The organism is Limnohabitans sp. JirII-31, assembly GCF_002778315.1.
Taxonomy (GTDB): Bacteria; Pseudomonadota; Gammaproteobacteria; order Burkholderiales; family Burkholderiaceae_C; genus Limnohabitans.
Map to the genome: position 1 here is coordinate 482,328 of NZ_NESA01000001.1, position 26,988 is coordinate 509,315.

Below are 26,988 nucleotides of genomic sequence, written 5' to 3' on the forward strand. Positions count from 1 at the left end.
GAGTCTGGTTGGGGTCGTTTGATCTTGGCTAGGTAACTCGTTGCTTTTGACGTTCTTCAATGAATTCCGCGCGAATTTCATCAAGATGCTTTCTACTTGCATCGAAGTCAGCGAAAGAATATGGCTGTTCGCTCGCAATTTCGGACTTGCAAAGTTTGATTTCCAGTTCAGTGGCTTCGTAGAACCCAAGCCAGCACTCCCTAGCCGTTGCCATCACTGCAAGCTTGATCACATCTTCAGTTTCCTTTTTTCGTTGTGTTTCAAGTTCGGCAACTATCAGAGAACAATTTTTGAGGCGCATTGCACACTCCTCAATGATCAGTAGGAGACTGCCCTCGGACACAAGAAGTGGATCAATAGCAAGTAATCTTGCGCGGACTTCGTGAAGTTCTGCCGCCTGGAAGTTCCAAGTTTGGTGTGGTTTGCCAATCCGTCTTGCGACATCTTCACATGCCCTAGCGGCCGAATAAAAAAGCACTCTTAGTGAACGGGCGCGTCGCAACTGAGTTGTGAGATCGTCTTTCTCTTTTCGCTTCAACTCCAAATTGTGCTGACGCTGAACAACAGAAAGCGCAGCGACAATTGCTGCAATAGAGCCAATAGCTTGAATCCAGGCCGGAGCACTCGATTCAAGAAAATTTGCTACCCAAGACCATCCTGCTAATGCAGTTAAAACGAGCAATAGAAAGATCGAACCCACAACAATTCCGCCAAACGAAGTGGCCCATACATCTGTCAAAGGGTCTGCGTTCGGGGAGGGTTTATGCATTAGTTAAATCCTGGCGTGTTGTGAGGGGCGCAGACACTTTCGCTGAATCAACGGGAGTGCTGCGGTCAGTCAAACTGAATACAAATATTGCTGAAACCCGACAAACGCCTTCCTCACCTGCACCGCATCCCCCAAGTCCGCCATCGCGTCATTGAGCGCATTGTTGTAGCGCAGCTTGAGCAATGGTGTGAGTTTTTCGGCGTCTAGTTCGTCTACGCCTTGGGTCACGTATTGGTCGAGCACAAAGCTTAAGAAGGCTTGTTGCTTTTGGTCATACGTCAGTGCGTTGTGGGCTTTGGCGCGTTCTGCGCGGGTGGCGCGTGTTTCGGTGGGTAGCGCAAAGGCCACGTAGGCCAACACGTCAAACAGATCGCTTTTTTCGGCTTCGATGATGCGTTGCATTTCACGCAAGGGTTCGCGGCCAAAGCCTTGATCGGCCAAACCATTGAGCAGGCCTTTGCGTGTGGCGGGGTCGGCCCACAAGGTGCGCAGCTCGTCTTCGTTTTTGAAGAACTCGGGCAGTGCGCCAAATAGGCTTTCTAAAAACTGTGCGGGCGACAGCGGCTTGCCATCCGGCCCCCAGTAGCTGGTGGACGACATGTGCTGAATGGTGCGTTGCTTGCCATCGGCCAGTTGGATCACCAGTTTTTCTGGGCGCTGCGTGGTGCCGCCTTTGGGCTCGTTCAATTCGCCGGGGGTGCTTGGTGCTTTGGACTTGTAGCTGTCAGGCACGGGCGGGTCATCTGGCTCTACAGGTTCGCCATCCCACTCTGGGTCGCTGAACAGGTGGTGCGCTTTGACGAAGTCGTAAATGGTGAAGTAGTCCTTGTCGTCATACAGGCGCGTGCCACGTCCAATGATTTGTTTGAACTCAATCATCGAGTTCACAGGGCGCATCAGCACGATGTTGCGCACGTTGCGCGCGTCCACACCGGTAGAGAGTTTTTGTGAGGTGGTCAGAATGGTGGGCAGCGTTTTCTCGTTGTCTTGAAATTGGCTGAGGTGCTGCTCGCCCAGCTTGCCATCGTCAGAGGTGACGCGCACGCAGTAGTCGGGCGAGGTGCTGGTTTTCATTTGGTTGATCAGGTCGCGCACCATCAGCGCGTGCGCTTGGGTGGCACAAAACACAATGGTTTTTTCGCGCTGGTTGATGCTGCCCATCAACAGCTTGATGCGGTAGGCCTCGCGGTCTTTGATTTCGATGATGCGGTTGAAGTCTTTTTCTTCAAACCGTTTGCCTTGCTCCACCTCGCCCAGCAGCACCATGTCGTCGGCGGTGTACACGTATTCGTCCAGCGTGGTGGCAATTTGCTTCACGCGAAAGGGCGTCAAGAAGCCATCGTTGATGCCCTCTTTGAGCGAGTAGGTGAACACCGGGTCGCCAAAGTAGGCGTAGGTGTCGGCGTTGAGCGTGCGCTTGGGTGTGGCTGTGAGCCCCAGCTGAACAGCGGGTTTGAAGTACTCAAGAATGGCGCGCCACGAGCCTTCGTCGTTGGCACCGCCACGGTGGCATTCGTCGATGATGATGAAGTCGAAGAAGTCGGCGGGGTAGTCGCCAAAGTAGGGCGATGGTTTTCCGTCTTTGGGAGGCCCGCTCATGAAGGTTTGAAAGATGGTGAAAAACACGCTGCCGTTTTTGGGCACGCGGCCTTTCTTCTTGATCTCGTCGGGCTCAATGCGCACCAGCGCATCGTCGGGGAAAGGCGAGAACGCGTTGTACGCTTGGTTGGCCAAGATGTTGCGATCCGCCAAAAATAAAATGCGCGGGCGGCGGCTGGGCTCTGTGCCATCACGCCAGTCCTTCAAGTTCCAGCGGCTGTGAAACAGCTTCCACGCCAGCTGAAATGCGATGAAGGTCTTGCCTGTGCCCGTAGCCAGTGTGAGCAGCACACGGTCGTTGCCTTGGGCCACCGATTCAAGCACGCGGGTAATGGCGGTTTCTTGGTAGTAGCGGCCCGTCCAAGTGCCGCCTTTGTCTTCTAGCGGCACGGCTGCAAAGCGTTTGCGCCACGCGGCGGCTTGTTGCAAGCTCTCGCCAAAGGCCATGTCCCACAGTTCGTCGGGTGTGGGGTAGCGGGCCACTTCACCCTCGGCCCCCGTGTGCATGTTGATGCCGTAAATGCCTTGGCCGTTGGTGGCGTAGGTGTGGCGAATCGCCAGCTTGGCCGCGTAGCTTTTGGCTTGGCCTACGCCTTCGGTCAGTGGCTTGGCCTACGCCTTCGGTCAGTGGCTTGGCCTACGCCTTCCGTCAGTGGCTTGGCCCAAGCCTTGGCCTCGATCACGGCCAGCTTGGTGTTGCGGTAGACCAGCACATAGTCAGCAACGTCGGCCCGCGCCCGCTTGCCTGCGCCTTGCAGGCGACCTGCGGTGATGTTGTGTTCACGCAAAACCCTACTGCCTTCCACCTGGCCCCAGCCTGCGGCGGCTAAGGCTGGATCGATGTGCTCTGCGCGGGTTTCGGCTTCGTTCATTTGCTTGGTAATTTTGATAACCAAAGCAGTGTAGCTAATTTGAATTCAGTCGCAGTCGGTGACATGTTGTCACCGACTGCGCATCAAAAGACTTTTTGGGATGCTCACCTGAGCCGATTTTTAGTATTTTGTTGACGTCAACAAAATGGTCCTCGACAGCTTCAGTTGGTTACAGCGCGTAATCGACTCAAAGTCATGTCGCAAACGGGCTGCCCTTTTGCAGCCGAAGGCGATGGTTTTGGTGGGGGAATCAAAACCCAATTAAGAAAACTTGGGTGTTTGAAAGTTGTCTAAGTTATTGATTTTTGCGGAAAATAAATTTTTCAGGAGTCAATGGGAGGGGAGTTGATCAAAACTCGATCAAGAAATTTGTGCCTCAAAAAAGCCAGTGGGATGAGACGCAAATTGGTTTATGACTCGCGGGTGAGTCACAAACACTCAAACAAAGTCCGAGCGCCACACATGCGCTGCCCGCTGGGCCATGCGTTCTTGGCGCAGGGCCAGGGCGGCAGGTGACCAATCGGTCTGATCGGTTTGCCCCAATGCTATGGCGGTGGCATAACTGCTTCGCCCGTACTCGGTTCGCTTCTCTTCAAAACTGCCGTTTTGGCATTGGCGGTTGATGGTCGGCTCCAGCAGCATCAGGTTGCCCAAGCGGTAGATGAAGTCTTTCTGGCGATCTGGGTTGAAGAGTTCGTCCCATTGCGCAGAGGGGTTCTCGGGCAGGATGTGCTCAATGGTGCCGGTGTCGCTTTCCCAATCGTGATGCTTGCCAGATGCGTCGCTTTCCAGTGCGCACAACAGGTATTTCGCCACTTTCTTGCGGCGTCCGGTGGTGTCCATTTCTTTATGAGAAAAGTCACGGACAAATTTTTCATCGTCCACGTAGACGCTGCGCAGCTGCACAAACACTTCTGCAGGCGTACGGATAGCGCCATCCAGTAAGGCCTTGGCGGACCGGTGATAGGCAGGCTCCAGCTCGTTGGTGTTCAAGCTGCCAATGACGGTGTAGCGCACCGACAGCACGCACAGCAGTTTGAGTACGCGGGTGAAATCGTCAGCGTTCATTTGCTCCCATGCGGCAAACACCAAAGGCATGTGCTGGCGCACGCCAAATAACTGCAAGTCGCGTACATAGGGCTTGGCAGCTGGGCGGTCCAGCCAAAACTCGTGCGCGGTGTCGTCCATGGCAGCGAACAGGTCTGCGCGTTGCTCCAGTGCGTCCATCAAGGCAAACACATCAGTCGATGTTTTGACCTCTTCGCGCACCTTCTTGAACAGGCGCTGTTTGCGAATCTGCGGGAACCGGCACAGCAGGTGGTAACGTAAAAAGTCCGGAAAGCGCTCGTGCTTGACCTTGCCGATCATCTGACGCCAGCGGCGCTGCAGGGCATCTAAATCGGTGCGCACAGGCACGCGAGAGAATAAGAAGTTCTTGAGCAAATCGGTGGAGGACAGCTCTAGGCCACGTGCATTGAGCGTTTCAAATACGGTGTAGGCGCTGATGTCGTCTTCCACCGTGATCAGAATGAACAGCAGTTGCCGTGCCACCGTGTCAGACAGCAGGCGCGCCAACGCTTCGCCTTCCAGGCCAGAATCCAGAAGTCGTTTTTGAAACCACCCAAAGCATTGCCACAACAAGCGATTGGACTTGGGCAGGCCGCGGGGGTTGCCTGGAGTGCGCACCTGGACCAGGTAGTCTTGATAAAAACCGTCGTCGGTCTCGTTCAGGAAAAGCTTGCTGCTTTGCAACAGAGAGGCGGGGTCTTTCTCGCCAATGAACCTTTTGCGCAGCTCAGATGCACGTTCGGCATTGGCCTCTTTTGTGGCCGCATCACCGGGCAGCTGGCGCAGGCGATCAATGACTGCCAAGGCTAACACGCTCAGTGTTGCAACCCGTTGTTGGCCATCAATGATTTGAAATTCGCGGTCAGAGACAGCCTCGACCACCAAAGCACCCATGTAGTGAAAGCTGCCGGGTGTACTCAGCAACTCCTGAATGTCGTTCCACAGGTCTTCCCACTGTTCTTCTTCCCAAGCGTAGTCGCGTTGAAATGACGGGACGCGGTACTTTTTGCCGTTACCGATCAAGTCCAGAAAGGTAACGTCTTGTGTCTTTAACAAATTGCTTTTGGCCATGTGGAATCTTGGGCGGGGTGTGAAGTACTTATTTTGCCTTGGGTGTCAGTCAGCGCAAATTTTGCACCTACTGCGACAGCTGCCCACTGAAGGCGTGGTGCAGCAGGGATTTTTTGAGGTCGTCTAGGGCGGTGAGTTTTTGGCCTTGTATCTCTGTCAGTCGGTTGGTTTGCTCTTCTGCATCTTGCAGCGCTTTGGCGATGGCTGCTTGTTGCGAAGGGTGGGGGACTGGTATCTGGATTTGGCGCAGGTCGCGGATGTTGATTTGCATGAGCGCGGTTCCGTACGTTTTGGCTCGGATTTGCGCTTGCACGGGGGCTGATCGCATGAGGAAGTAACCCAACTCTTGCGAGACGCTTTGGGGATTGAAACGGATGGGCACGATGCCGCGAGTCACGTTGGCCCCAGCCAAAGCTGATGATGCACACGACAGGGTGCCGGTTGTGCCACGTACGCACAACAGCACCTCTCCGCCTTTGAGTTTGGTGCGCTCGTAGCCTTTGGCCAAAGTGGGGTCGATGCGTTTCAAACCGCCCAACTCAATGAGCGGACGATCCAGGTTGACCGGGCGCACGATGGGCAGACCTGATTCAAATTCGTCGCCAGGCTGCACGATGCCGTACGAAAGACTGCAGTCGGCCTCCACGATTTCCTCCAGGCTTTGTATGGTGCAGTTGGCCGATGGGGCAGACAGTATTTGCGCACTGAGTTCGTTCGCGAGCTCGCGGGCGTTTTGGAGGTTCTTTTCGGCGTTGGCTTTGGCGGTGGCGATGTCGGCAAAGGCTTCGTCGAGGAGGGTGACGATGCGGCGTTGTTCTGGACGTGGCGGGTAACGTAGGCGTTGTGCTCGCACTTCGGCATCGGTCACGGCGGGGTAGCTCGCACCTTTTTGAAGTGCCTCCATGCTGCTCATGAATTCGTCGGTGAACAGCGAATAAAAAAGGTACTGTTCATCTATTTCGGCAGATGGGCGCATGACGAAATAGCCGGTGCTACAAATCTGTCCATCAAGCTCTACGGGTACTCGTGCGATTCGTTTGAGAGTTGGGCGAATCGTTGCAAATATCACATCGCCAGTTTTCACTAGCCGCCGTGCCCGACTAGGGGCATCTCTGCCTTTGAGGCGCTGAGTTTCTTCGACTTCATAGGATTCGTTTGAAACAGACGAAACATCGATGTAGTCGAATTCCTTATCTGGTGTGATTGCCGGATTGAATGTCTCCGTTTTGAGGAGAACTTCACCAAGAGATTTAGCTACCCACCCCGCCTTCACGCCACTCCCTCCCCACGCACATACAAGACCTTGCCCACACGTTCAATGTGTTCGCGCAGCTCGGCGTTGCTCAGTTGGTCGAACACTGACAGGTCAACGGTGTAGGGCAGCAGCAGTTCGTCTATTTCGTCGAGGATGTCGCCCAGCTCGCGGTGGTCAATTTGCGCATCCGCCGCAGCGTGCAAGGTCAGGTCGATGTCGGAGCCTGGGCGGTAGTTGCCTTTGGCACGCGAGCCATAGACGACGGCGCGCTCGACATGGGGGTGTTGCGCCAGGGTGTCACGGATTTTTTGTAGTGTGCTCGGGCTCAGGCCGAATGCGGTGTCAGCGCTCATGCTTGCGGGTCTGGTGCGTTGCGCAGTGCGACCATCGTGGCCGACAGCGCCACAAAGGCGGGGTAAAAGCGTTGCAGGATGTCTTGTGCAATGCGTTCGGCCACATCCAGGTTGTAGGTGTGCGATGTCTGGTTACGGTCTTTGATCATGTCCATCCACACGTCACCATCCGCAACGAGCGCATTTTTGAAAGCCAAGCGGGTGGTATCGCGTGAGCCGATGATGCCTGTGAAGCCTTTGCTTTCCAGGTAGTCCTTGAGCACGTTCCAGCCCAGTTCGTGGGTGAATTCAAAGCCTTGAATCAGGCCTTGTTTTTCAAGCTTGGTCAGGGGGCGTTGTTGTCCCAGCTCCACCGCTTCGGTCAAGGTTTGTAGGGCGTTGGTGTAGTTGTGAAAGCGTTGCTTCCAGCGGATGTCTTCAGTCATGGGGTGCTCCTGCCAGCAGTTGACCAATATTAGCCAGAACTCGCGCCGCCTCGGCATCCAGCGCAGCTATCTCATCCAAGATATCCGCCGGGCTGCGGTGCACCACTGCTTCGCCGCTGTTTGGGTTTTTCACCGACAAATCAAACGTGTCTGTGTTCACGCTGTCGGTGGCCACGCGCCAGCTTTTGGGCGAGTCGGCAAATGTCTTTTGCAGTTGCACAAACTCCACCAAGTCCGCGTCGTTGAGCGGGTTGGTTTTGCCCATGTTGCGGCCTGGGTCGAGTTGGTAAAACCAGGTCTTGCGGGTGGGTTCGCCTTTGGTGAAAAACAGCACCACGGTTTTGACGCCTGCGCCCTGAAAGGTGCCGCCGGGGCAGTCGAGCACGGTGTGCAGGTTGCAGTCGGTCAGCAGTTGTTTGCGCAAGGCCACGCTGGCGTTGTCGGTGTTGCTGAGGAATGTGTTTTTGATGACCACCGCCGCACGGCCTCCGGCACGCAGGCTTTTGATGAAGTGCTGCATGAACAGAAAAGCGGTTTCCCCGGTTTTGATGGGGAAGTTTTGCTGCACCTCTTTGCGCTCTTTGCCGCCAAAGGGCGGGTTGGCCAGAATCACATCAAAGCGGTCGCGCTCTTGAATGTCGTTGATGTTTTCGCCCAGCGTGTTGGTGTGCACGATGTTGGGCGCCTCGATGCCGTGCAGGATCATGTTCATGATGCCAATCACGTAGGCGAGGCTCTTTTTCTCTTTGCCGTAGAAGGTGCGCTTTTGCAGTATGTCCAGGTCGTCGGCCTTGGTGGCTTTGGGGCTGAGGTAGGCGAAGGCTTCGCACAAAAAGCCCGCTGAGCCACAGGCCGCGTCGTAAATGCGTTCGCCAATTTGGGGGTGCACCACCTCGATCATCGCGCGAATGAGCGGGCGCGGTGTGTAGTACTCGCCGCCGTTGCGCCCGGCGTTGCCCATGTTTTTGATCTTGGCTTCGTACAGGTGCGACAGCTCGTGCTTTTGGGCTTGGCTGCCAAAGCGCAGCTCGTCAATGCGGTCAATCACATCGCGCAGGTTGTAGCCGCTTTGAATTTTGTTGGTGATCTCGCTGAACACTTCGCCAATTTTGTATTCGATGGTCTGCGGCCCACTGGCGCGTCGCTTGAAGCCTGCGAGGTACGGAAACAGTTGGGTGTTGACGAAGGTTTTGAGATCGTCGCCAGTGAGTGCGCTGTTGTGGTCAAGCTTGCCGTCTGTGCCTTTGGGTGCGGCCCAGGCCGACCAGCGGAAAGCCTCGCCCAAGATGAACTGGTAGTCACGCCCTTGCAGCACCGCCTCGGTGGCTTTGTCGGCTTCAAGTGCGTCGAGGTACTTTAAAAACAGCAGCCAGGAGGATTGCTCGGTGTAGTCCAACTCGCTGGTGCAGCCCGCGTCTTTGTGCAGGATGTCATCGATATTTTTAAAGGTTTGTTCAAACATAGTTTTGCATTCTATTTGCCGGTATTCATAGAAAACGGCGCCTTAGGCGCCGTTGATGATGCATAAAAATAGGTGGTGGGCAGCTTAGTTCAAAAGCGTGGCACCCGATGAGCCGTCGAAGGTAAAAGGCTAGACCAAGCTCAACCCCACCTCAATGTTGCCGCGTGTGGCGTTGGAGTAGGGGCATACCTGGTGTGCGGTGTCGATCAGGTCTTGTGCCACGGCACGCTCTAGCCCCGGCAATTTGATGGCCAAGCGCACGGCAATGCCAAACCCGGCAGGGATGGGGCCAATGTCCACGCTGGCATCGATGCTGGCATCGGCTGGCACGGTCACCTTTTTCATGCTGGCCACGTGTTTCAAGGCGCCCATGAAGCAGGCGGAATAACCCGCTGCAAACAACTGTTCCGGGTTGGTGGCGTTGCCCGAACCCCCCATCACTTTGGGCGGTGACAGTTTGACGTCCAACAGGCCGTCGTCGGTGACCGAACGGCCTTCGCGTCCGCCGGTGGTGTGGGCATGGGCGGTGTAGACAACTTTGTCGAGTTTGGTGGTCATGGTGTTTTCCTTTCAGGGTGAAGTCCATGGTTTGCCTGTGAGGCCTGATGTGCCCAGTCAGCATGGCGAAATACCTCGCTCTGGTCAAGGCATTTCCCGTGCAGTTGTGAGGTGAAATGCGTGAAGGTCCGTTGGTATTTGGTGGATTTAACTCATAAATTCTTTGTCTTAGACTAGGTCAATTCCTGACCACAGTGAAAGCCAAAACGATGAGTGAATTTGCCACCGACATTTACACCGAGCCCAAAGACATCGACGTTCACACACTGCGCAACTTAGGGCCCTTAAGGGCTATGGCCGGGGTGTGGGAAGGTCATCGTGGTCTGGACGTCAAGCCCAAAGCCGAGGGGCCCAAAAAGCAGGCCTATGTTGAACACATTGCGTTGCAACCGATCGATCCGCAGACCAACGGGCCGCAGCTGTTGTATGGCTTGCGCTATCACACCTTCATCACCAAGCCCGATCAGGTCAAGACCTACCATGACCAAGTGGGTTACTGGCTGTGGGAGCCTGCCACCGAGACCATCATTCACACGCTGACGATTCCGCGTGGGCAGGTGGTGATGGCCTCTGGCAAAGCCAAACCAGATGCCAAAGAGTTCGAGGTGGTGGCCACGCACGTGGACCCGCACTTTGGCATTCGTTCGTCGCCTTTCTTGGACCATGCATTCAAGACCGTGTCGTTCACCATCAAAGTCAAGATCAACGACGACGGCACCTGGGGCTATGAAGAAGACACCGTGCTCATGATTCGTGGCAAGTCCGAACCGTTTCACCACACCGACCGGAATTTGCTGAACAAACTGGCGGAGCCCACGCCCAACCCACTGGCTGCTTGAAGATTTTTAAAGGATTCATGGATCGACCCGAATCTAGAACACGAAAGAGATTTTTGTGAGAGCCAGATTCATTCAAACGTTTTCCCCATTTCGCAGCCTCAGGGCACGCTTTGCCGTGGCGATGGGTATTTTTGGCATCACATTGGGCATGGTGATGACGGGGCTGATCGAGTGGCGTTTGGAGGAAGGTCTGAGCGCTTCTGCCCGCGACAGCTTGCAGTCGACCGCTGGTGAGATTGCCCACACGCTGTCAGACAGCCTGGAAACCCGCCAGCACGAGGTGGCCTTGATTGGCTCTTTGGTGGGGGCCAGCCAAATCAAAGACTTCATCGCCTTGCAAGAAGTGCTGGATAGTCTCAAGCAACGCCAGCCGACCTACGCTTGGATTGGACTGAGCAGCCCTGATGGGGTGGTGTTTGCCGCGACCGATGGGTTGCTCAAAGGGGTGAATGTGTCTGAACGTCCCTGGTTCATCCAGGGTGCGCAAGGTCCATTTTTGGGGGACCCACACGACGCCAAGCTGTTGGCCAAGTACCTGAAGCCCGGTGCAGATGGCTCGCTCTCGCGGTTTTTGGATGTGGCCATCCCTGTCAGGAACAACAGCGGCCGCACGATTGGCGTGCTGGGTGCGCATCTGTATTGGGATTGGGTGCATGAGGTGGTGTTGTCTTCGCTGGCACACCGGGTGCAAAAAACACCCGTGGAGGTGTTGATTGCCAACCAGCGCGGTGACTGGTTGCTGAGCCCCCACACCGAGACGTCCAAAAACCTGACTGAATGGCGTCAGACCGTCGATGACGATCGGTTCTTGTCGGTGGTGCAGACCACCTCGACGCCAACGTCGCCCAGTGATTTGAAATGGACGGTGGTGGTGCGCGAGAAAACGACGGATGCGCTCTCGCCGATTGACGAAAACCGCCGCTTGATGCTGTTGCTGACCGCCTTGTTGGGCACGGCCTTTGGCGTGGGCACATGGCAGATTGCTGGGCGTGTGGTGCGGCCCATTGTTGATTTGGCCGATGCCGCCAAAAACCATGCCTCGTTTTCCGGGCACGGCACAGACCTGGCCGAGGCCAAGTTGCACGACGAAACGATGCTGGTCGGCCAAGCCTTGGAACGGTTGGCACGGTTTGACCCTCTGACCGGGTTGGTGAACCGACGGGTCTTGAAAGAGCGCTTGGCAGGGGCCATGCGTGCGAAAGCGAGCAGCCAGGGCAGCAGTGCGGTGTTGTTGGTCAATATGGACAACTTCAGCGTTCTCAACAACACCCAAGGGCATGAGGTTGGCGATCAGTTGTTGCAAGCCGTGGCGCAACGGTTGTTGCCGCTGGTGCGAGCCAACGACACATTGGCACGCGTGGGTGGAGATGAATTTGTGTTTGTGATGACAGGGCTCGACCCCAGTCCTGTGGTCGCCATGCATGAAGCGTCTGCTTTTGCGAGCACAGTCAGCCAGAGTTTCAAAGCACCGTTCGAGCTGGCACACGGGCCATGCCAGTGCGACGCGTCAATCGGCATGACAATGTTGCAGGCCAACGCCGATGGCAAGGTCGACGATGTGCTCAAGCAAGTCGAGTTGGCTGTTTTGGAGGCCAAGCAGTCTGGCAAAAATCAAACCGTGGTGTATGACCAGCAAATGCAAGAGCGCTTGCTGGCCCAGGTGGCGTTTGAACAAGCGCTTCGTGATGCCGTGCCCGACCAGTTGCAGGTGTATTACCAGGCGCAAGTGGATGCGCAGGCTCAAGTCACAGGGGCCGAATTGCTGGTGCGCTGGCAGCATCCGACGCACGGCATGGTGTCGCCCGCCAAGTTCATCCCCGTGGCAGAACAAAACGGTCTGATTGTGACGATTGGGTACTGGATGCTGTCGTCTGCGTGCCGCCAAATCAAGTCCTGGCAGACAGACCCTATCAAGTGCCAGTGGGTGCTGTCGGTCAACGTCAGTGCCAAGGAGCTTGGGCAGCCAGATTATGTGGAGACGGTGAAAGAAATTCTTGCTGGCACGGGTGCCAATCCACAGCGCCTGAAGTTGGAGTTGACGGAGAGCACGCTGGCCTCTGACATGCAGGGGGTGGTGGCCAAGATGCATCAGTTGAAAGCCCTGGGCGTGCGCTTTGCGCTGGATGACTTTGGGACTGGGTTTTCGTCGCTGAGTTACCTTCAGCAAATGCCCATCGACCAACTCAAGATTGACCAGTCGTTTGTGCGCGATCTGGGCGTCAAGGGTAGCGATACCTCTATCGTGCGCACCGTGATTGCGCTGGGCCAAAGCCTGGGCCTGTCGGTGATTGCCGAAGGCGTGGAGACTGCCGCGCAACGAGACCTATTGGCCCAATTGGGCTGCCACCATTACCAAGGTTATTTTTATGGCAAGCCCGCGCCACTGGAGACGTTTGTTCAAGGTCTGGCGTGAGCCCGCGCGTTGGCCCATGAAAATGCAAACCGCAAGGCCATGACCGCGCCCAAGCTCACAACGCCCAACAAGGTGGCCTTGCCCAATGGCATGAGCGGCAGGGGTGCAAAGCCCAAGGCCGAGGACAAGCCAGGGGTGTAGATGCCCACCAGCAACAGCACCACAGCACCCGCCATCACCCCCAATGCCACCCGGTTGTCCACCCGCAAGCTTTGTAAAAACCGTGAGGCTTGTGCGCGGTTGGCCAAAATGAGCATGGCGTTGGATACCACCAGGGTGACCAGCACCATGGCGCGCACCTGAGGGGTTGGCAGGTCTTGTGCAGCCCAATAACTCAAACCAATGGCCACGGCCACACACAGGCCTTGACCCAACGATTCCAAAATTGCGCGAGTGCCAAAGAAGGGGGCCAGCGTGTCACGGGGTGGTCGGCGCATGACATCGTGTTCAGCGGGTTCATTTTCAAACGCGAGGGAGCACGAGGGGTCAATGATGAGTTCGAGCAACGCGATGTGCAAAGGAAGCAGCAACGGCGGCAGCGCAAACAGCATGGGCACCAAGGCCAAGCAAGCGATGGGAATATGAATGGCAAAGATATAAGCCATGGACTTTTGCAAGTTGCCAAAAATGCGTCTTCCTAAGCGAATGCCTTTGACGATGGAGGCAAAGTTGTCGTCCACCAATACCAAAGCAGCGGCTTCACGCGCCACGTCGGTGCCACGTGCGCCCATGGCAATGCCCACGTGGGCGGCGCGCAGGGCAGGGGCGTCGTTCACACCGTCGCCCGTCATGGCCACGATGTCGCCGTTGCGTTTGAGGGCTTGCACGATGCGCAGCTTTTGGTGCGGCGAGATGCGCGCGCACACGCTCACCGTTTGCATGGCTTGGCACAGCGCTTCGTCGGAGAGTGCGTCGATGGCGTCGCCCGTCAAGGTGTCGCCGCTGCGCAGCCCAGCTTGCTGCGCAATCATGCGCGCCGTGGTGGGGTAGTCGCCGGTGATCATGATCACGCGAATGCTGGCCGAGTGGCAATCGGCCACGGCCTGAGGAATTTCTGGACGCAACGGGTCGCTCAGCCCAATCAGGCCCAGCCATTCAAAATCAAAGTCGTGCTCCGAGTCTGGCCAGTCGTTGCCCTCAAAACGCCCTTGGGCCACCGCTAGCACACGCAAGCCTTGTGAGGCCATGGCATCGATGGCCTGCGCCCACTGGGCTTGCAGTTCAGCGGGCATGTGGCACATGCTCATCACGGCTTCGGGCGCACCTTTGGCCGACACGGTGTGTAGCTTGTTGCCTTGGGCTTTCCACACGTGCGACATGGCGCGCAAGGCGGGGCTGAGTGCATAGGTTTGCACCAAGGTCCAGTCACGGTGCAGGTGCTCGGTGGTGGCGAGGAAGCGCTGGCCAAGTTGATGAAAGGCCGTCTCCATCGGGTCAAACGGTTCCGGTGCACTGGCCAAAATGGCGTGCTCTAGCAAGCCGTGAAAGGCTTCGGGCAATGTGGGGTCTGAGGCTGCTGACAAGTCCACCAAATTCAGCACCAAGGGCTGTGCGGCAGGCCCCACCGCCAAGGCCGACACCTGCATGCGGTTCTCGGTCAAGGTGCCGGTTTTGTCGGTGCACAACACCGTGATGGCACCCAGGGTTTCGATGGCGTTGATGCGCCGTGTCAACACGCCTTCTTGCGCCAGACGGCGCGCGCCCAAGGCCGGAAACACGGCCAGCACCACCGGGTACTCTTCCGGCAGGATGGCCATGGCCAAGGCAATGCCCGACAACAGCGCAGGCAGCCAAGCGCCGTTGCGCAAGCCCAGTGTGAGCACCATCGACACACACAGCGCGAAGGTGATGAAGGCCAGCACTTTGACCAGCCGCGCGGTTTGTTGTTGCAGCGGCGTTTTCTGGTCTTCGATTTGGTTCAGCGATGCGCCAATTTGCCCCACTTGCCCACGCATGCCGGTGGCTGTGACGCGCACCAGGCCTTGTCCGCGCACCACAAACGTTCCGGCAAACACCGTGGGTTGGTCGTCACCACTGGGACCGGCTGGCGTTGCGTCTGCATGAAAGGGCGCAGCGACTTTGTTCACCGGCACCGACTCACCGGTGAGCATGGATTCGTCCACCTGCATCTGATCCGATTGCACCAGCCAGCCGTCGGCGGCAATGCGGTTGCCCTCGCTGACTTGCAGCAGGTCGCCCACTACCACCTCACGCGAGGCAATTTTGCAGATCTGTCCATCGCGGATGACGTGTGCAAAGGGTTGGCTGAGTTGGCGCAAGGCCTCGATGGCCGCTTCGGATTTGCCTTCTTGGTAGAAGGTCAAGCCAATCACGGCGTTGACAAACACGAACAGGGTGATGCCCTCGCTCAAATCTCCCAGCAGCATGTACAAGCTGGCCGCCAGTACCAGCAAGGCAAACATAGGCTCGCGCAGCATGGCGATCAGGCGTTGCCAGGTGGAGCGTCGCTGTGCGGCTTGCAGTTCGTTGGGGCCATCGCGCAGCAAACGCGCTTGCGCTTGCTGGCGGGTGAGGCCTGAGAGTTCGGGTGTGGTCTGGTTCATGCGGGCGTGCTGGCGTTAGGCGTTCAGCACCTGCTTCAAGGCGGCAATGCCGACGGGCGGTTCGGTCAAAAACGGAATCACAAACAAACGTTTGGACAATCCACCGGCCATGCGTGCCATTTGCCGTTGTTCACCCAAGAGCCTGGCTTGCAGCAAGGGGTCGTGGGTATGCGCAGCTAACACCGAGCGGTTCATCACCCAGGCAAAGGGTTCAATGTGGGCGCGCCGCAAGTCTTCTTGCAGTGCCGCCGCTTGCGACACGGGGGTGACTTCAGGCAGGGTCACCAGCACGATGCGTGTGTAGGCCGGGTCTTGCAAGCGCATGAGGGGCGTGACCACATTGACCGAGCTGCCACTTTTTTTCTCAAATGCGCTGAGCATCTGGCGGTGGTAAGCCCCTGCGGCATCCATCAACAGCAACGAGTGGCCTGTGGGTGCGGTGTCGAGCACCACAAAGCCGCTGCGTGCTTGCGCCACGATGTGAGAGAAAGCGTGAAACACAGCCACTTCTTCGGTGCAGGGTGAGCGCAGGTCTTCGAGCAGCAAGGCGCGTTCGTTGTCGTCCAGGCTTGGCCCTCTGGCGGCCATGATTTTGTCGATGTATTTTTGGGTTTCGACCTTGGGGTCGATGCGGCTGATTTCGAGGCCCGGCACTTGATCGACCAAGGTGGCGGCCAGGTGTGCGGCGGGGTCGGTGGTGCTCAGGTGCACGGTCTTACCTTTGTGCAACAAGCCCAAGGCCAACAGGGCGGCCACGGTGGTTTTGCCCACACCGCCTTTGCCCATGACCATGATCAGGCCGTGATCTTGTGCGGCCAGCTCGTCCACCAATGCAGCGATGTGGGGCAGCTCCGGCGTGTCATCGTGGCACGGCGTGGTGGGCAGCGCGCTGGGTGTGTCACGGAGCAAGCCACGCAAGGCGGGCAGGCCCACGCTGTCGAAGGCACGCAAGGGCACGTCATCGCGTGGCAAACCCCGCAGCACATCGGGCATGTGGGCCAAGGCGTACTGGCCTTGTGCTTCCAACGCATGTGCCACGGCATCGTCGGGTACGCTGGCATGGAACACCCCGTTGACGATGAGGCGTTGCTGCGAGAGCCCGAGGCTGCGCAACTCTTCGCTGGTGCGGGCGGCTTCTGCCAGGGCACTGGTTTCTGCGCGGGCGACCAAGATCACCGAAGTGAGTGCCGGGTTGCTCAGCGCGGCCAAGGCTTGGTTGAAGCGAGCCTCTTGCATCTTCAGGCCCGAGTGCGGGCCTAAGCAGGAAGCGCCTTTGTCGTTGCCCGCCAAAAAACCGCTCCAGGCTTTGGGCAGGCTGAGCAGGCGCAGGGTGTGGCCGCTGGGAGCCGTGTCAAACACCACATGGTCGTAGGCGTGAGCACCCTCGGCCAACAGGCTGGAGAACTCGTCGAAGGACGCAATTTCGGTGGTGCAAGCGCCAGAGAGTTGCTCCACCACGGTGGCGCGTTCTGCGTCCGTGGCGTTGGCCCCCATTTGTTGCACCACCCGATGTCGGTAGGCTTGTGCAGCCTCGTCGGGGTCGATGTTGACCAGCCACAGGCCTGCAACACCGGGCACTTGAACCGGATGGTTGCTGAGGGCCACGCCCAGCATTTCATCGAGGTTGGAAGCAGCGTCGGTGCTGACCAGCAACACGCGCTGGCCTGCGTCGGCCAGGTGAATGGCGGTGGCGGTGGACAGCGATGTTTTGCCCACGCCACCTTTGCCAGTGAAAAACAAAAAACGTGTGGGGTGCGAAAGCCAGCGCAGTGTGTGTGCAGTCATAGCCAATCAGTCTATTCCTCATTGGCACCACAGCGGTGATCAACCGCAAGCGCACATGACCTGGCACAAACTGCGTGTGAAAAATAGACGGGCCTAAGTCCCTCGCGCTCGTCGCATCAGCTCAGTCGGTGGCGGCATCCAGCGCCACTCGACTGGGCGCGCGCTGGCTGTGCAGCAAGCCCAAACCCGCCATTACCAGCAGGGCAATGCCGCCCCAGGCCAGCAGGTTGGGCGCTTCGTCCCACAACAGATAGCCCAGCACCAAGGCCACCAACAGACCGCTGTAGCGGAAGGGGCCAATCACGCTCATGTCGCCCGCGCGCATGCTCAGGGTGAGCAAGTGGTAGGCAATGGCCAGGCAAAAGGCGGCACCGCCGAGTTGCAGCAGTTGCTCCAGCGAGATGGGTTGCCAAGGCGCGGTCAAGGTCCACAAGCCTGAGAGCAGGGTGACCATGGCCGAGGTGGAGATGGTGATGAGCAGCGAGGGCACGTGCGCAGGCACCAAGCGCGTCAGCAGGTCGCGCCCCGCATGAAACAGCGTGCCCACCACGCACAGCAAGGCGTAGGCGTTCAAGCCATGTGCATCGGGCTGCACCACCAGCAGCACGCCGGTGAAGCCCAACACAATGAAGGCCCAACGCATGACGCCCACACGCTCGCGCAAAAAGACCACCGCCAGCAGCGTGAGAAACAAGGGGGCCGCCAGGTTGATGGCGGTGGCGTTGCCCAAGGGTAAGTGGAACAAGGCGGTCAGGTAGGTGAAGGTGGCCGCGCTGTCGAGCAGGGCGCGAATGGGCACCGAGCGCGTGCGCATGCTGCGCCATTGGGCCCAGCTGCCGGTGAGTGTGACCATGAGCAGCAGCAACAGGGTGGTGAAGGCACCGCGCACAAAGATGAGTTGCGGCGTGGGCAGGTGGCTGCTGACCAGTTTGACCAAGGCGTCGTTGGTGACGAAGAACAACATGGCCGCCATCATGGTGACGATGCCGCGGCGGTTGTGTGGGTTCATGGTTGTCCTCAACTGCGCAGAGGACTGGGGGTGACCAGCAACTGCAAGGCTTCCCACAAGGCAGAAGGTTGTTTTTTGCTTTGTTTCAGGTTGGCAGGCACCACGTAGCGGTGGCCTGCGGGCAGCAGGTGCAGTTGCAGCCCGAGCATTTCGAGTTTTTCTTCGGTGGCCACATCGTCAAAGTTCGAGTGCATCTTGCGGCCATCAATCAGCGTGACTGCGCCTTGACCGACCACTTCAACGGCTTGCCCGCGCTCGATGATGAGGGCGGTGTTTTCGTCGATGCCCACGCCCAACATGTCGGGGCGTTGGGCCAGGGCCGAGAGCAAGCGCCCCAGGCGTTGGCGCTGTGAAAAGTGTTGGTCCACGATGGCGCTCGAGAGCAACCCAAGGCCAATGTCCATGGACACAATGTCTTTTTCAGGCACGGGGGTGGCGGTGCCTTGAGCCAGCATTTGGCGCGACATCACGGCAGCACCGGCGCTGGTGCCCGCAATGCAGCTGCCATTGAGGTGGAACGCGCGGTGGATCGCACGTGCCGCAGGCGACTCCCAAAGACAAGCCATCAATCGGTTTTGATCGCCACCGGTCATGAAGATGCCGTCAGCCTCCAGCAATTGCTGTTCGATGTCAGGCAGAAATGCGTCATCTCGGCTGGCAATGGCAACTTGTGCTGTCTGTGTGGCACCCAGCGCTTCAAATGCAGCTTGGTAGCTTTGCCAGGTGGCATCGGGCACACCACTGGCGGCGGTGATGAATTTCAGGCGTGCATTCACTCCGCCACTGAGCGCCATGAATCTCTTCAGGATGACACTGTCTTGTTTGCGGTCTTCGGCGCCGCCAATGATCATCAAGCGCCCAGTCCGCTTGGGGGCGATGGTCTGTGCGGTCAGTGGCAGCGCAGCCGAGCCCAGCAGCAGCGCCAATACATCACGTCTGGGCAGCGGCGTCATGCGATCACAGCCGAGCAAGGCGTGACAAGGCCAGCTTCAAGGTCTCGTCCTTTTTGGCAAAGCAAAAGCGGACCACGCGCTGGTCAAAGCCATCGGCGTAGAAGGCCGAGAGGGGAATGGCCGCCACACCGATCTCGCTGGTGAGCCATTGGCAAAAGTCGGCTTCGCTGAGGTTTTTCTCGGGCACACCCAACTGGTCAATGCGCACGCACTGAAAGTAGCTGCCTTCGCTGGGCAGCAACTCGAATTTGGTGGTGGCCAAGCCGGTGCGAAACAGGTCGCGCTTGGCGGCATAAAACGCTGGCAACTCCAGATAGGGCTTGGGGTTGGCCATGTAGGCGGCCAAGCCATGTTGCACCGGGGTGTTGACGGTGAACACATTGAACTGGTGCACCTTGCGGAATTCGGCGCTCAAGCTGGCGGGGGCGGCCACGTAGCCGACTTTCCAGCCGGTGACGTGGAATGTTTTGCCAAAGCTCGACACGATGAAGGCGCGCTCGGCCAAGCCTGGAAAGCTTGATGCGCTCAGGTGTTGGCGCGGTGCGTACACCATGTGCTCGTAGACCTCGTCGCTGATGAGCAAGATCTGGGTGGGCTTTAAGAGTTCTTCGAGTTGGCGCATTTCCTCTTGCGTCCACACGGTGGCGCTGGGGTTATGCGGGCTGTTGACGATGATGGCGCGCGTCTTGGGGCTGATGGCGGTGGCGATCTTGTCAAAGTCGGGGCGGAAGGTGCCGGGTGTCAGTGGCACGCGCACGGCCACACCACCGGCCAATTCGATGTTGGGGATGTAGCTGTCGTAGCAAGGCTCCAGCACGATCACTTCGTCTCCCGCGCGCACCACGGCCAGGATGGCGCTCAAGATGGCTTGGGTGGCGCCTGCGGTGACGGTGATCTCGCTCACCGGGTCATAGCGGTAGTGGTAGAGCGATTTAATTTTTTGGGCAATCGCTTCGCGCAACACGGACACACCGGTCATGGGTGGGTACTGGTTGAGGCCTTGGGTCATGGCGTCGGTGACACAGTCCACCAGCTGGGGGTCACAGGCAAAGTCTGGAAAACCTTGGCCGAGGTTGACCGCATTTTTTTCTGCGGCCAGAGCCGACATGACGGTGAAGATGGTGGTGCCGACTTTGGGAAATTTGGTGTCAAGAACAGGTGTGGTCATAGGTCAGAGTTCACAGGTCGTAGTCGTTGGCGTGGCCTTCAAGGGCTTTGAGAATCAGGTTGCGGTCCAGGCGGTCGCTGAGCAAGGTGGCGAAGTCGTAGACAAAGTTGCGCAAGTAAGCACTGCGCTTGAAGGCAATGCGTGCGGTGTTTTTGCCAAACAGCTGGGCACCGGGGCGCACCACCAAGTCGTCGTCGGTGCTGTCGCGCACCGCCATTTCTGCCACGATGCCCACACCCATCCCTAAGCGCACATAGGTTTTGATCACGTCTGAATCAATCGCTTCAAGGGCGATGCGCGGGGTGAGGTGCTTGGCAGCAAAAGCTTTGTCAATGCGGGTGCGGCCCGTGAACGAGGGGTGGTAGGTGATGATGGGCTCGGCGGCCAAGTCTTCCAGGGTGATGCGGCTTTTGGCGGCGAGTGGGTGCGCCTTGGGGATGACCAGCACGTGTTCCCACTCGTAGCAGGGCAGGGTCACGAGATCCGGGTAGTCCGACAGCGATTCGGTGGCAATGCCAATCTCGGCCACTTCGTCCAGCACCATTTGTGCCACTTGCGCGGGCGCACCCTGGTGCAAACTGATGTTGACTTTGGGGTAGGCCGCGCGCAACTTGGCCACGGGCACCGGCAACACATAACGCGCTTGGGTGTGGGTGGTGGCGATGGAGAGGGTGCCACTGTCTTCGGCGCTGAACTGTTCGCCAATGCGTTTGAGGTTGCCCACTTCGCGCAAGATCACCTCGATGCTGCGCAGCACGTGTTGCCCAGGCTCGGTGACGCGTTTGAGGCGTTTGCCGTGGCGGGTGAAGATTTCAACGCCCAACTCTTCTTCGAGCTCAATGATGGCTTTGGAAACGCCCGGCTGTGAAGTGTGCAGCGCCTTGGCCACCTCGGTCAGGTTGAGGTTGCGGCGAACAGCCTCTTGGACAAAACGAAATTGGTGAAGATTCATGACGTGGGCGTTGAATTTGCCGCGTCATTATGCCTTGGGCATCTAACCGGCCCGTTCTTTATTCGGGAGTCTGGGTGTGACCCAGCGCGATATCAGCCAACAAATCGAGTAAGGCGGCTTGTTCGCCCACGGCGGGCTGGCAGTCAATCTGCATTTCGGGATGGGCTTGTCGCAGTGCTTGCATGAGCACAGGCAAGTCTTCGCGGGCGTGTTTGCCAACGCCCAAAAACAAGGGCAGCACGCTCAGGCTGGTCGCGCCTTGGGCCACCACCTCGGCTGCGGCCTGGGCCAAGCTGGGCTCGGTGAGTTCCAGGTAAGCGCAGCGCACAGCGATGTGGGGTGCGCGTTGCGCAATGCGCGCTGCCACGGCCTGGATGGGCTGGTGCCACAAGGGGTCGCGTGAGCCGTGGGCAAAAAGAAGAATGGCGTGCATGGTGTGTAGGGGTGTTTATTGGCGCACCACCAGCCAACCGAAGGCGGCGAGTGAGGCGACGGAGTACAGCATGCCGGGTGCCGCCGCAGCGAACCACGGGGCCCAGCTGTTGAGGTTGCCGATGTAGCTGAAGACGTTGTTGAGCAAGAAAAAGCTGATGCCAGCCAGCACGCCGCCAAAGACATGGCTGGCGATGTTGCCGCTGCGGAAATGCAAGTAGGCAAAGGGCAGGGCGAGCACCACCATGACCAGGCAGCTCAAGGGGTAGAACACTTTTTTCCAGAACTCGATTTCAAAGCGCTGGGTGGCTTGGCCGTTGGCGCTGAGGTGGCGGATGTACTGGAACAGGTCGATGGTGCCCATGCGGTCGGGCTTGAGCAGGGCCACCGACACCATTTCGGAGGTGATGCCCGTGGGCCACGTTTGTTCTTGTGTGCTGCTGCGAACCAAGTTGGAGGCCGTGCCTTGGCGCGTCAGGCTGTCGCGTTCGACGTGTTGCAAGACCCAGGCGTCATCGTTGGTCAAGATGCCCAATTTGGCGCGGATCAAGCCAGTCCATTGGCCGTCTTTGTCGAATTCAAAAATGCGGATGCCGCTGGGGTTGCCGTCTGGTGTGAGAGTTTGCACATTCACGGCAAAGCTGCGATCTGCTTGGCGCTCGCGCAACCAAGCCCCGGTTTGGCCGACGCTGATTTGCCCCATGTAGCGGGACTTGAGCAATTGGCCGTAGCGGTCGCACAAGGGCGATACATAGTCACCCACCACAAAGGTCAACACCACAAAAGCCAGCCCCAGGCCCATGAGGTTGCGCAGCGCCAAGCTTGGGCCTAGGCCGCTGGTGCGCAGGATGGTGAACTCGGAGCTTTGTGCTAACCGGGCCATGACAAAGATGGTGCCAATCAACACCGAGATGGGCAACAACTCGTACAAGTGGCTGGGCACCAACAGCAGCACATAGATGAACGCATGTTTGAGTTGGTAGCCTCCGTTGTTGCTGCCCACCCCTTGGAGTTCATCCACAAAGTCGAAGAAGAAGAACAAGGCCAAGAAGCTGAGCGTGACAAATGCCACCGCCACCAGCACCTCGCCATAAATGAGTCGGCGCAATGTTTTCATGCGCTCGCCTCTTGGCGGCGACGTGGGCCCAGCAGCTGTCGCCAGCTCCAGTTGTTGTGGCGAATGTTCAGCCACATCAAGCTCAGGCACAGCATGCCGCCGTGCAAGCCAAGCACGTAGGGAACCCACTGAACTTTGCCCGCACCGATCCAGCTTTGGCCCAAGTTGATGAAGTTGTAATAGACCACAAAGATGAACAAGGCCAACGCCAAGTTACCGCCTCGTCCCACACGTGGGTTGGCGCTGGTCACGGCCAAGGCGACCACCAAGAGATTGATGGCGGCCAATGCCATGCCCAAGCGCCATGAGAGCTCGCCCAGGTAGGAGGGGATGGGTTGTTGAATCAAGCGCAGCGTGCTGAGCGCCTTGGGTGGCGCATCGGCGGCCACTTTGACGTCTTTGCCAATGCGTGAGCCATAGACTTTGAATTCGCTGATCTTCAGGTCGGGTTCGCCCACGGTTTGCTCGACACGCTGGCCCCTGTCGAGCATCAAGAAGCGCTCGCCATCAATCAGTTCAATTTGTCCGCCTTGGGCCGAGGTCATGGCTTGTTTTCCGTGGTCTGTCGAGGAGATGAAAACGTTTTTGCCTTTTTTGTTTTCCACGCTGTCTTTGTCCACAAAGAACACACGTTGGCCACTGGATGACTCTTGAAACAAACCAGGCGATACCCGTTCTAAATCGCCCCGGCGCTCAAAACGTTCGCGCAGCTCACTGATTTGGCTGTTTGACCAAGGCCACACCAAGAGCACCAGCACAGCCACGGTCACCAACATGGGCCAGGCAAAGTGCAACACGGGCGAGAGAAAGGCGCGCAAGCCTTTGCCGCTGGCCAGCCAAATCACCATTTCGCTGTCGAGGTACAAGCGAGAGAGCGTGCCCACGGTGGCAATGAACAAGCTCATGGTCAACACGGTGGGCAGGTGACCGAGCATGGTGTAGCCCATGACCAGACTCACTTCTGAGGGGTTGACGCTGCCTTGCGAGGCTTGGCCCAGGGTGCGGATCAGCATCATGGTCATGACGATCGTGACCAACACCACCGAGGTGGCGCCGAAGCTGCGAGCCAGCTCTTTACGGAGGGAGGAATGGAATAACATCAGAGCGAAAGAAAGACGCAATTATGAACTTTGAACTTAAGACGCTGGATTTGACCGCAGCAGCCGTGCTGAAAACCGATGCGCTGATTGTGCTGGTATCGGCCACGTTCAAGCCCGGACGTGACACGCTGTCGCAACTGATTGTTGAAGCCCGCAAGAGCGGTGACTTGGACGCCAGCCCGGCCAAGATGTTGAGTGTTTGGCGTGCCGACGGCGTGAGTGCTGGGCGTGTGTTGTTGGTCTCCATTGGCGAGGGCCATGCACGCCACGTGCGTCAAGCGGTCACGGCGGCGGTGAACGCGCTCAAGTCAATAGCGCCCAAAAGTTTGGCTATTTGCCTAGAGGATGCCACTCAGCAGCGCCTGCATGCGGCCACCCAAGCCGTGGCCGATGCCAGTTATGTCTACACCGCTACCAAGCCCACGGCCAAAGCCAGTGTGTTGAAACGCGTGGTGTTGGGTTTGCCCAGCGCCAGCCAAACCAAAGCCGCCAAGGCTGACTTTGACCATGCCTGCGCTCAAGTGGCGGGTGTGGCACTGGCCAAAGAATGGGGCAATCGTCCAGCCAACCATGCCACGCCGAGCATGCTGGCCAAGGTGGCACAAGCTTTGGGCAAAAAGCCCCGCGTGCGCTGCGAGGTGTTAGGGCCTGCCGAGATCCTCAAGCTGGGCATGGGCTCGTTTGCTGCCGTGGCACAAGGCTCGCGTGAGCCGATGCGTTTCATCGTGCTGCATTACAACGGGGCTGCCAAAAGTGAAGCGCCAACGGTGTTGGTGGGCAAGGGCATCACGTTTGACACGGGGGGTATTTCCATCAAGCCCGCCGCAGGCATGGACGAGATGAAGTTCGACATGTGTGGCGCTGCCAGCGTGTTGGGCACCTTCGAAGCTTTGGCGCAGTTGCAACCTGCCATCAACGTGGTGGGCTTGATACCCACCTGCGAGAACATGCCCGATGGTCTGGCGTTGAAGCCCGGTGATGTGGTGACCAGCATGAGCGGGCAAACCATTGAGGTGTTGAACACCGATGCCGAAGGCCGCTTGATCTTGTGCGACGCCTTGACCTATGCCACGCGCTTCAAGCCCCGTGCGGTGATTGACATTGCCACTTTGACCGGGGCGTGTGTGGTGTCGCTCGGCCATGTGCGCAGCGGTTTGTTCTCGGCTTCTGATGAATTGGCTCATGCGCTGCAAGCGGCGGGCGAAGCGGCGTTAGACCCTTGCTGGCGTTTGCCCCTGGACGACGAATACGCCGAGGGCCTGAAGTCCAACTTTGCCGACGTGGCCAACGTCGGTGGGCGTGATGGCGGGGCCATCACTGCCGCCAAGTTCTTGCAGCGTTTTGCCAAAGACTACCCCTGGGCGCACTTGGACATTGCGGGCTCGGCTTGGAAGAGCGGCGCGGCCAAAGGGGCCACGGGTCGCCCTGTGGGCTTGTTGTTGCATTACCTCTTGAGCGTGGTGCCCGCCGCCAAAGGCCGGGCCGCGACCGTCCCCGCCAAACCCGTGGTTCGTCGTCGCGCACCTGCACGTCAGGCATGACCGAAATTGCTTTTCACTTCAATGCGCCCGACAAGCTGGCCTATGCCTGCCGCTTGTTGCGCAAAGCTGTGGCCAGCGGAGCCAAGGTGGTGGTGACGGGCGATGAAACCAGTTTGCAAACCTTGGACACGCTGCTGTGGACCTTTTCTGCGTTGGAGTTTTTGCCGCATTGCCGTGCCGACAGCCCGCTGGAGCAGCGCATGGTGTCGCCCATTGTGTTGGCTGCGCAAATCGACGGCAACGAGGCTTTGCCGCATCACCAGGTGTTGCTCAACTTGAGCGATGCCGTGATGCCGGGTTATGAGCGCTTCGAGCGCACCATCGAGGTGGTGACCCTGGATGAGCAAGACCGACAGAACGCACGTCAACGTTGGAAGCACTACGCCGACCGGGGCTACGCCATCACACGGCATGATTTGAAGTTGCGAGAGAACGCATGAGTTGTTCGCGTTGCTCGAAAGTTATGATTTTCTCGTCCTCGTTTTATCCATAAGGAGTTTTCCATGCGCACCCCTTTCAAACTCACGTTGATCGCCAGTTTGGCCGCACTCAGTGGCTTGGCGTTTGCACAAGAACAAGTGGTCAAAATTGGCCATGTCGGGCCCGTCAGCGGCGCGATTGCGCACTTGGGCAAAGACAACGAGAACGGTGCCCGCTTGGCGGTGGAAGAACTCAACGCCAAAGGCGTGAGCATTGGCGGCAAGAAAATCAAATTTGAGTTGCTGGCTGAAGACGACGCGTCCGATCCCAAGCAAGGCACAGCCGCTGCGCAGAAGTTGGTGGATGCCAAAGTGTCTGGGGTGGTGGGGCACTTGAACTCAGGCACCACGATTCCTGCATCCAAGATTTACAGCGATGCGGGCATCCCGCAAATCTCGCCTTCTGCCACCAACCCCAAGTACACCCGCCAGGGCTACAAAACGGCATTCCGTGTGGTGGCCGATGACGTGCATCTGGGCGGCACCCTCGGGCGCTATGCGGTGAAAGAACTCAAAGGCAAATCGATTGCGGTGATCGACGACCGCACGGCCTATGGCCAAGGCGTGGCCGAAGAGTTTGAAAAAGCCGTCAAGGCCGCAGGCGGCAATTTGGTGGGCCACGAGTTCACCACCGACAAAGCCACCGACTTCATGCCCATCTTGACCACGATCAAAGGTAAGAAGCCTGACATTGTGTTTTTTGGCGGCATGGACGCCGTGGGCGGGCCGATGCTCAAGCAAATGAAGTCGCTGGGCATTGCTGCCAAGTTCATGGGGGGCGACGGCATTTGCACCACCGAGTTGGTCAAGCTCGCGGGCGACGCCATGGCCGATGGCCAAGTGATTTGTGCCGAAGCAGGTGGTGTGGATGGTGCCTTGAAGAAAGGCATGGAAGATTTTGGTGTGAAGTACAAAAAACGCTTCAACGACGACGTGAAGCTGTACGCGCCCTATGTGTATGACGCGGTCAATGTGATGGTGGACGCCATGCAACGCGCCAAGTCCACCGACCCCACCAAGTACTTGCCTGAGCTGTCCAAGACTGCGGGCTACAAGGGCGTGACGGGCACCATTGCCTTTGATGCCAAAGGCGACATCAAGAACGGTGCGCTCACGCTGTACACCTACAAGGCGGGCAAGCGCGATCAAATTGCCGTGGTGCGTTAAGCCTTGATGGCAACGCCCATGAGAAGAACCACCTTCG

General features: G+C 58.1%; 21 protein-coding genes and 1 pseudogene. 5 read left to right on the forward strand and 17 right to left on the reverse strand.

Going from position 1 to position 26,988, the window contains the following annotated elements:
• Positions 1-28: 28 nt before the first annotated feature.
• The 8 genes and pseudogenes from B9Z41_RS02370 to B9Z41_RS02405 form a co-directional block, all read right to left on the reverse strand.
• Positions 29-769, reverse strand: a complete 741-nt coding sequence (locus B9Z41_RS02370) for a hypothetical protein (RefSeq protein WP_143474134.1) — start codon at positions 767-769, stop codon at positions 29-31.
• A 69-nt stretch (positions 770-838) separates the two neighbouring features.
• A pseudogene (hsdR, locus tag B9Z41_RS02375) lies at positions 839-3,240 on the reverse strand (EcoAI/FtnUII family type I restriction enzme subunit R).
• Positions 3,241-3,678: 438 nt separating this feature from the next.
• On the reverse strand, positions 3,679-5,379 hold the full coding sequence (locus B9Z41_RS02380) for a DUF262 domain-containing protein (protein WP_100144590.1): 1,701 nt from the start codon (positions 5,377-5,379) through the stop codon (positions 3,679-3,681).
• Positions 5,380-5,446: 67 nt separating this feature from the next.
• Positions 5,447-6,652 (reverse strand): restriction endonuclease subunit S, encoded by a 1,206-nt coding sequence (locus B9Z41_RS02385; RefSeq protein ID WP_100144592.1) that lies wholly within the window; start codon positions 6,650-6,652, stop codon positions 5,447-5,449.
• Positions 6,649-6,987, reverse strand: a complete 339-nt coding sequence (locus B9Z41_RS02390; protein WP_100144594.1) for a nucleotidyltransferase domain-containing protein — start codon at positions 6,985-6,987, stop codon at positions 6,649-6,651. The genes B9Z41_RS02385 and B9Z41_RS02390 overlap by 4 nt, the downstream gene beginning before the upstream one ends.
• The gene (locus B9Z41_RS02395) at positions 6,984-7,412 is read right to left on the reverse strand and encodes a nucleotidyltransferase substrate binding protein (RefSeq protein ID WP_100144596.1); all 429 of its coding nucleotides are present in this window, start codon (positions 7,410-7,412) and stop codon (positions 6,984-6,986) included. The genes B9Z41_RS02390 and B9Z41_RS02395 overlap by 4 nt, the downstream gene beginning before the upstream one ends.
• Complete coding sequence (locus tag B9Z41_RS02400; protein WP_100144598.1) at positions 7,405-8,874, reverse strand: N-6 DNA methylase; 1,470 nt, start codon at positions 8,872-8,874, stop codon at positions 7,405-7,407. The genes B9Z41_RS02395 and B9Z41_RS02400 overlap by 8 nt, the downstream gene beginning before the upstream one ends.
• 129 nt (positions 8,875-9,003) lie before the next feature.
• The gene (locus B9Z41_RS02405) at positions 9,004-9,432 is read right to left on the reverse strand and encodes an organic hydroperoxide resistance protein (protein WP_100144600.1); all 429 of its coding nucleotides are present in this window, start codon (positions 9,430-9,432) and stop codon (positions 9,004-9,006) included.
• Positions 9,433-9,641: 209 nt separating this feature from the next.
• On the opposite strand from B9Z41_RS02405, the gene B9Z41_RS02410 reads away from it, so the two are divergent.
• Both B9Z41_RS02410 and B9Z41_RS02415 read left to right on the forward strand, forming a co-directional pair.
• Positions 9,642-10,271, forward strand: a complete 630-nt coding sequence (locus B9Z41_RS02410) for an FABP family protein (RefSeq protein WP_100145109.1) — start codon at positions 9,642-9,644, stop codon at positions 10,269-10,271.
• Positions 10,272-10,326: 55 nt separating this feature from the next.
• Entirely contained in the window at positions 10,327-12,684 is a 2,358-nt protein-coding gene (locus B9Z41_RS02415) for a bifunctional diguanylate cyclase/phosphodiesterase (RefSeq protein WP_143474135.1), read from the forward strand.
• On the opposite strand, the gene B9Z41_RS02420 is transcribed toward B9Z41_RS02415, so the two are convergent.
• The 9 genes from B9Z41_RS02420 to lptF all read right to left on the reverse strand — a co-directional run bounded on the left by B9Z41_RS02420 (position 12,669) and on the right by lptF (position 23,764).
• Positions 12,669-15,248, reverse strand: coding sequence for a cation-translocating P-type ATPase (locus B9Z41_RS02420; protein ID WP_100144604.1), 2,580 nt, complete (start codon positions 15,246-15,248; stop codon positions 12,669-12,671). The genes B9Z41_RS02415 and B9Z41_RS02420 overlap by 16 nt on opposite strands.
• Positions 15,249-15,263: 15 nt before the next feature.
• A complete protein-coding gene (arsA, locus tag B9Z41_RS02425; RefSeq protein WP_100144606.1) occupies positions 15,264-17,033 on the reverse strand; it encodes an arsenical pump-driving ATPase in 1,770 nt (589 codons plus the stop codon).
• Positions 17,034-17,154: 121 nt separating this feature from the next.
• The gene (locus tag B9Z41_RS02430) at positions 17,155-18,042 is read right to left on the reverse strand and encodes a DMT family transporter (RefSeq protein ID WP_100144608.1); all 888 of its coding nucleotides are present in this window, start codon (positions 18,040-18,042) and stop codon (positions 17,155-17,157) included.
• Positions 18,043-18,050: 8 nt separating this feature from the next.
• Positions 18,051-18,995 (reverse strand): cyanophycinase, encoded by a 945-nt coding sequence (locus tag B9Z41_RS02435; protein ID WP_100144610.1) that lies wholly within the window; start codon positions 18,993-18,995, stop codon positions 18,051-18,053.
• 4 nt (positions 18,996-18,999) lie between these two features.
• On the reverse strand, positions 19,000-20,163 hold the full coding sequence (locus B9Z41_RS02440) for a pyridoxal phosphate-dependent aminotransferase (RefSeq protein ID WP_100144612.1): 1,164 nt from the start codon (positions 20,161-20,163) through the stop codon (positions 19,000-19,002).
• Between the two features lie 10 nt (positions 20,164-20,173).
• Positions 20,174-21,115 carry a CysB family HTH-type transcriptional regulator gene (locus B9Z41_RS02445; protein WP_100144614.1) on the reverse strand — a complete coding sequence of 314 codons (942 nt, stop codon included), beginning with the start codon at positions 21,113-21,115 and terminating at the stop codon, positions 20,174-20,176.
• 58 nt (positions 21,116-21,173) lie between these two features.
• Positions 21,174-21,548: a sirohydrochlorin chelatase gene (locus tag B9Z41_RS02450; RefSeq protein ID WP_100144616.1), complete on the reverse strand. Its 375-nt coding sequence runs from the start codon at positions 21,546-21,548 to the stop codon at positions 21,174-21,176.
• Between the two features lie 15 nt (positions 21,549-21,563).
• The gene (gene lptG / locus B9Z41_RS02455) at positions 21,564-22,664 is read right to left on the reverse strand and encodes an LPS export ABC transporter permease LptG (protein WP_100144618.1); all 1,101 of its coding nucleotides are present in this window, start codon (positions 22,662-22,664) and stop codon (positions 21,564-21,566) included.
• On the reverse strand, positions 22,661-23,764 hold the full coding sequence (gene lptF, locus B9Z41_RS02460; RefSeq protein ID WP_100144620.1) for an LPS export ABC transporter permease LptF: 1,104 nt from the start codon (positions 23,762-23,764) through the stop codon (positions 22,661-22,663). The genes lptG and lptF overlap by 4 nt, the downstream gene beginning before the upstream one ends.
• 23 nt (positions 23,765-23,787) lie before the next feature.
• Between lptF and B9Z41_RS02465 the strand changes: the two genes are divergently transcribed.
• The 3 genes from B9Z41_RS02465 (at position 23,788) to B9Z41_RS02475 (ending at position 26,951) form a co-directional block, all read left to right on the forward strand.
• The gene (locus B9Z41_RS02465) at positions 23,788-25,305 is read left to right on the forward strand and encodes a leucyl aminopeptidase (protein WP_100144622.1); all 1,518 of its coding nucleotides are present in this window, start codon (positions 23,788-23,790) and stop codon (positions 25,303-25,305) included.
• Entirely contained in the window at positions 25,302-25,745 is a 444-nt protein-coding gene (locus B9Z41_RS02470) for a DNA polymerase III subunit chi (protein WP_100144625.1), read from the forward strand. Before B9Z41_RS02465 ends, B9Z41_RS02470 begins: the two co-directional genes overlap by 4 nt.
• Positions 25,746-25,808: 63 nt before the next feature.
• Positions 25,809-26,951, forward strand: a complete 1,143-nt coding sequence (locus tag B9Z41_RS02475; RefSeq protein ID WP_100144627.1) for a branched-chain amino acid ABC transporter substrate-binding protein — start codon at positions 25,809-25,811, stop codon at positions 26,949-26,951.
• Positions 26,952-26,988 lie beyond the last annotated feature (37 nt).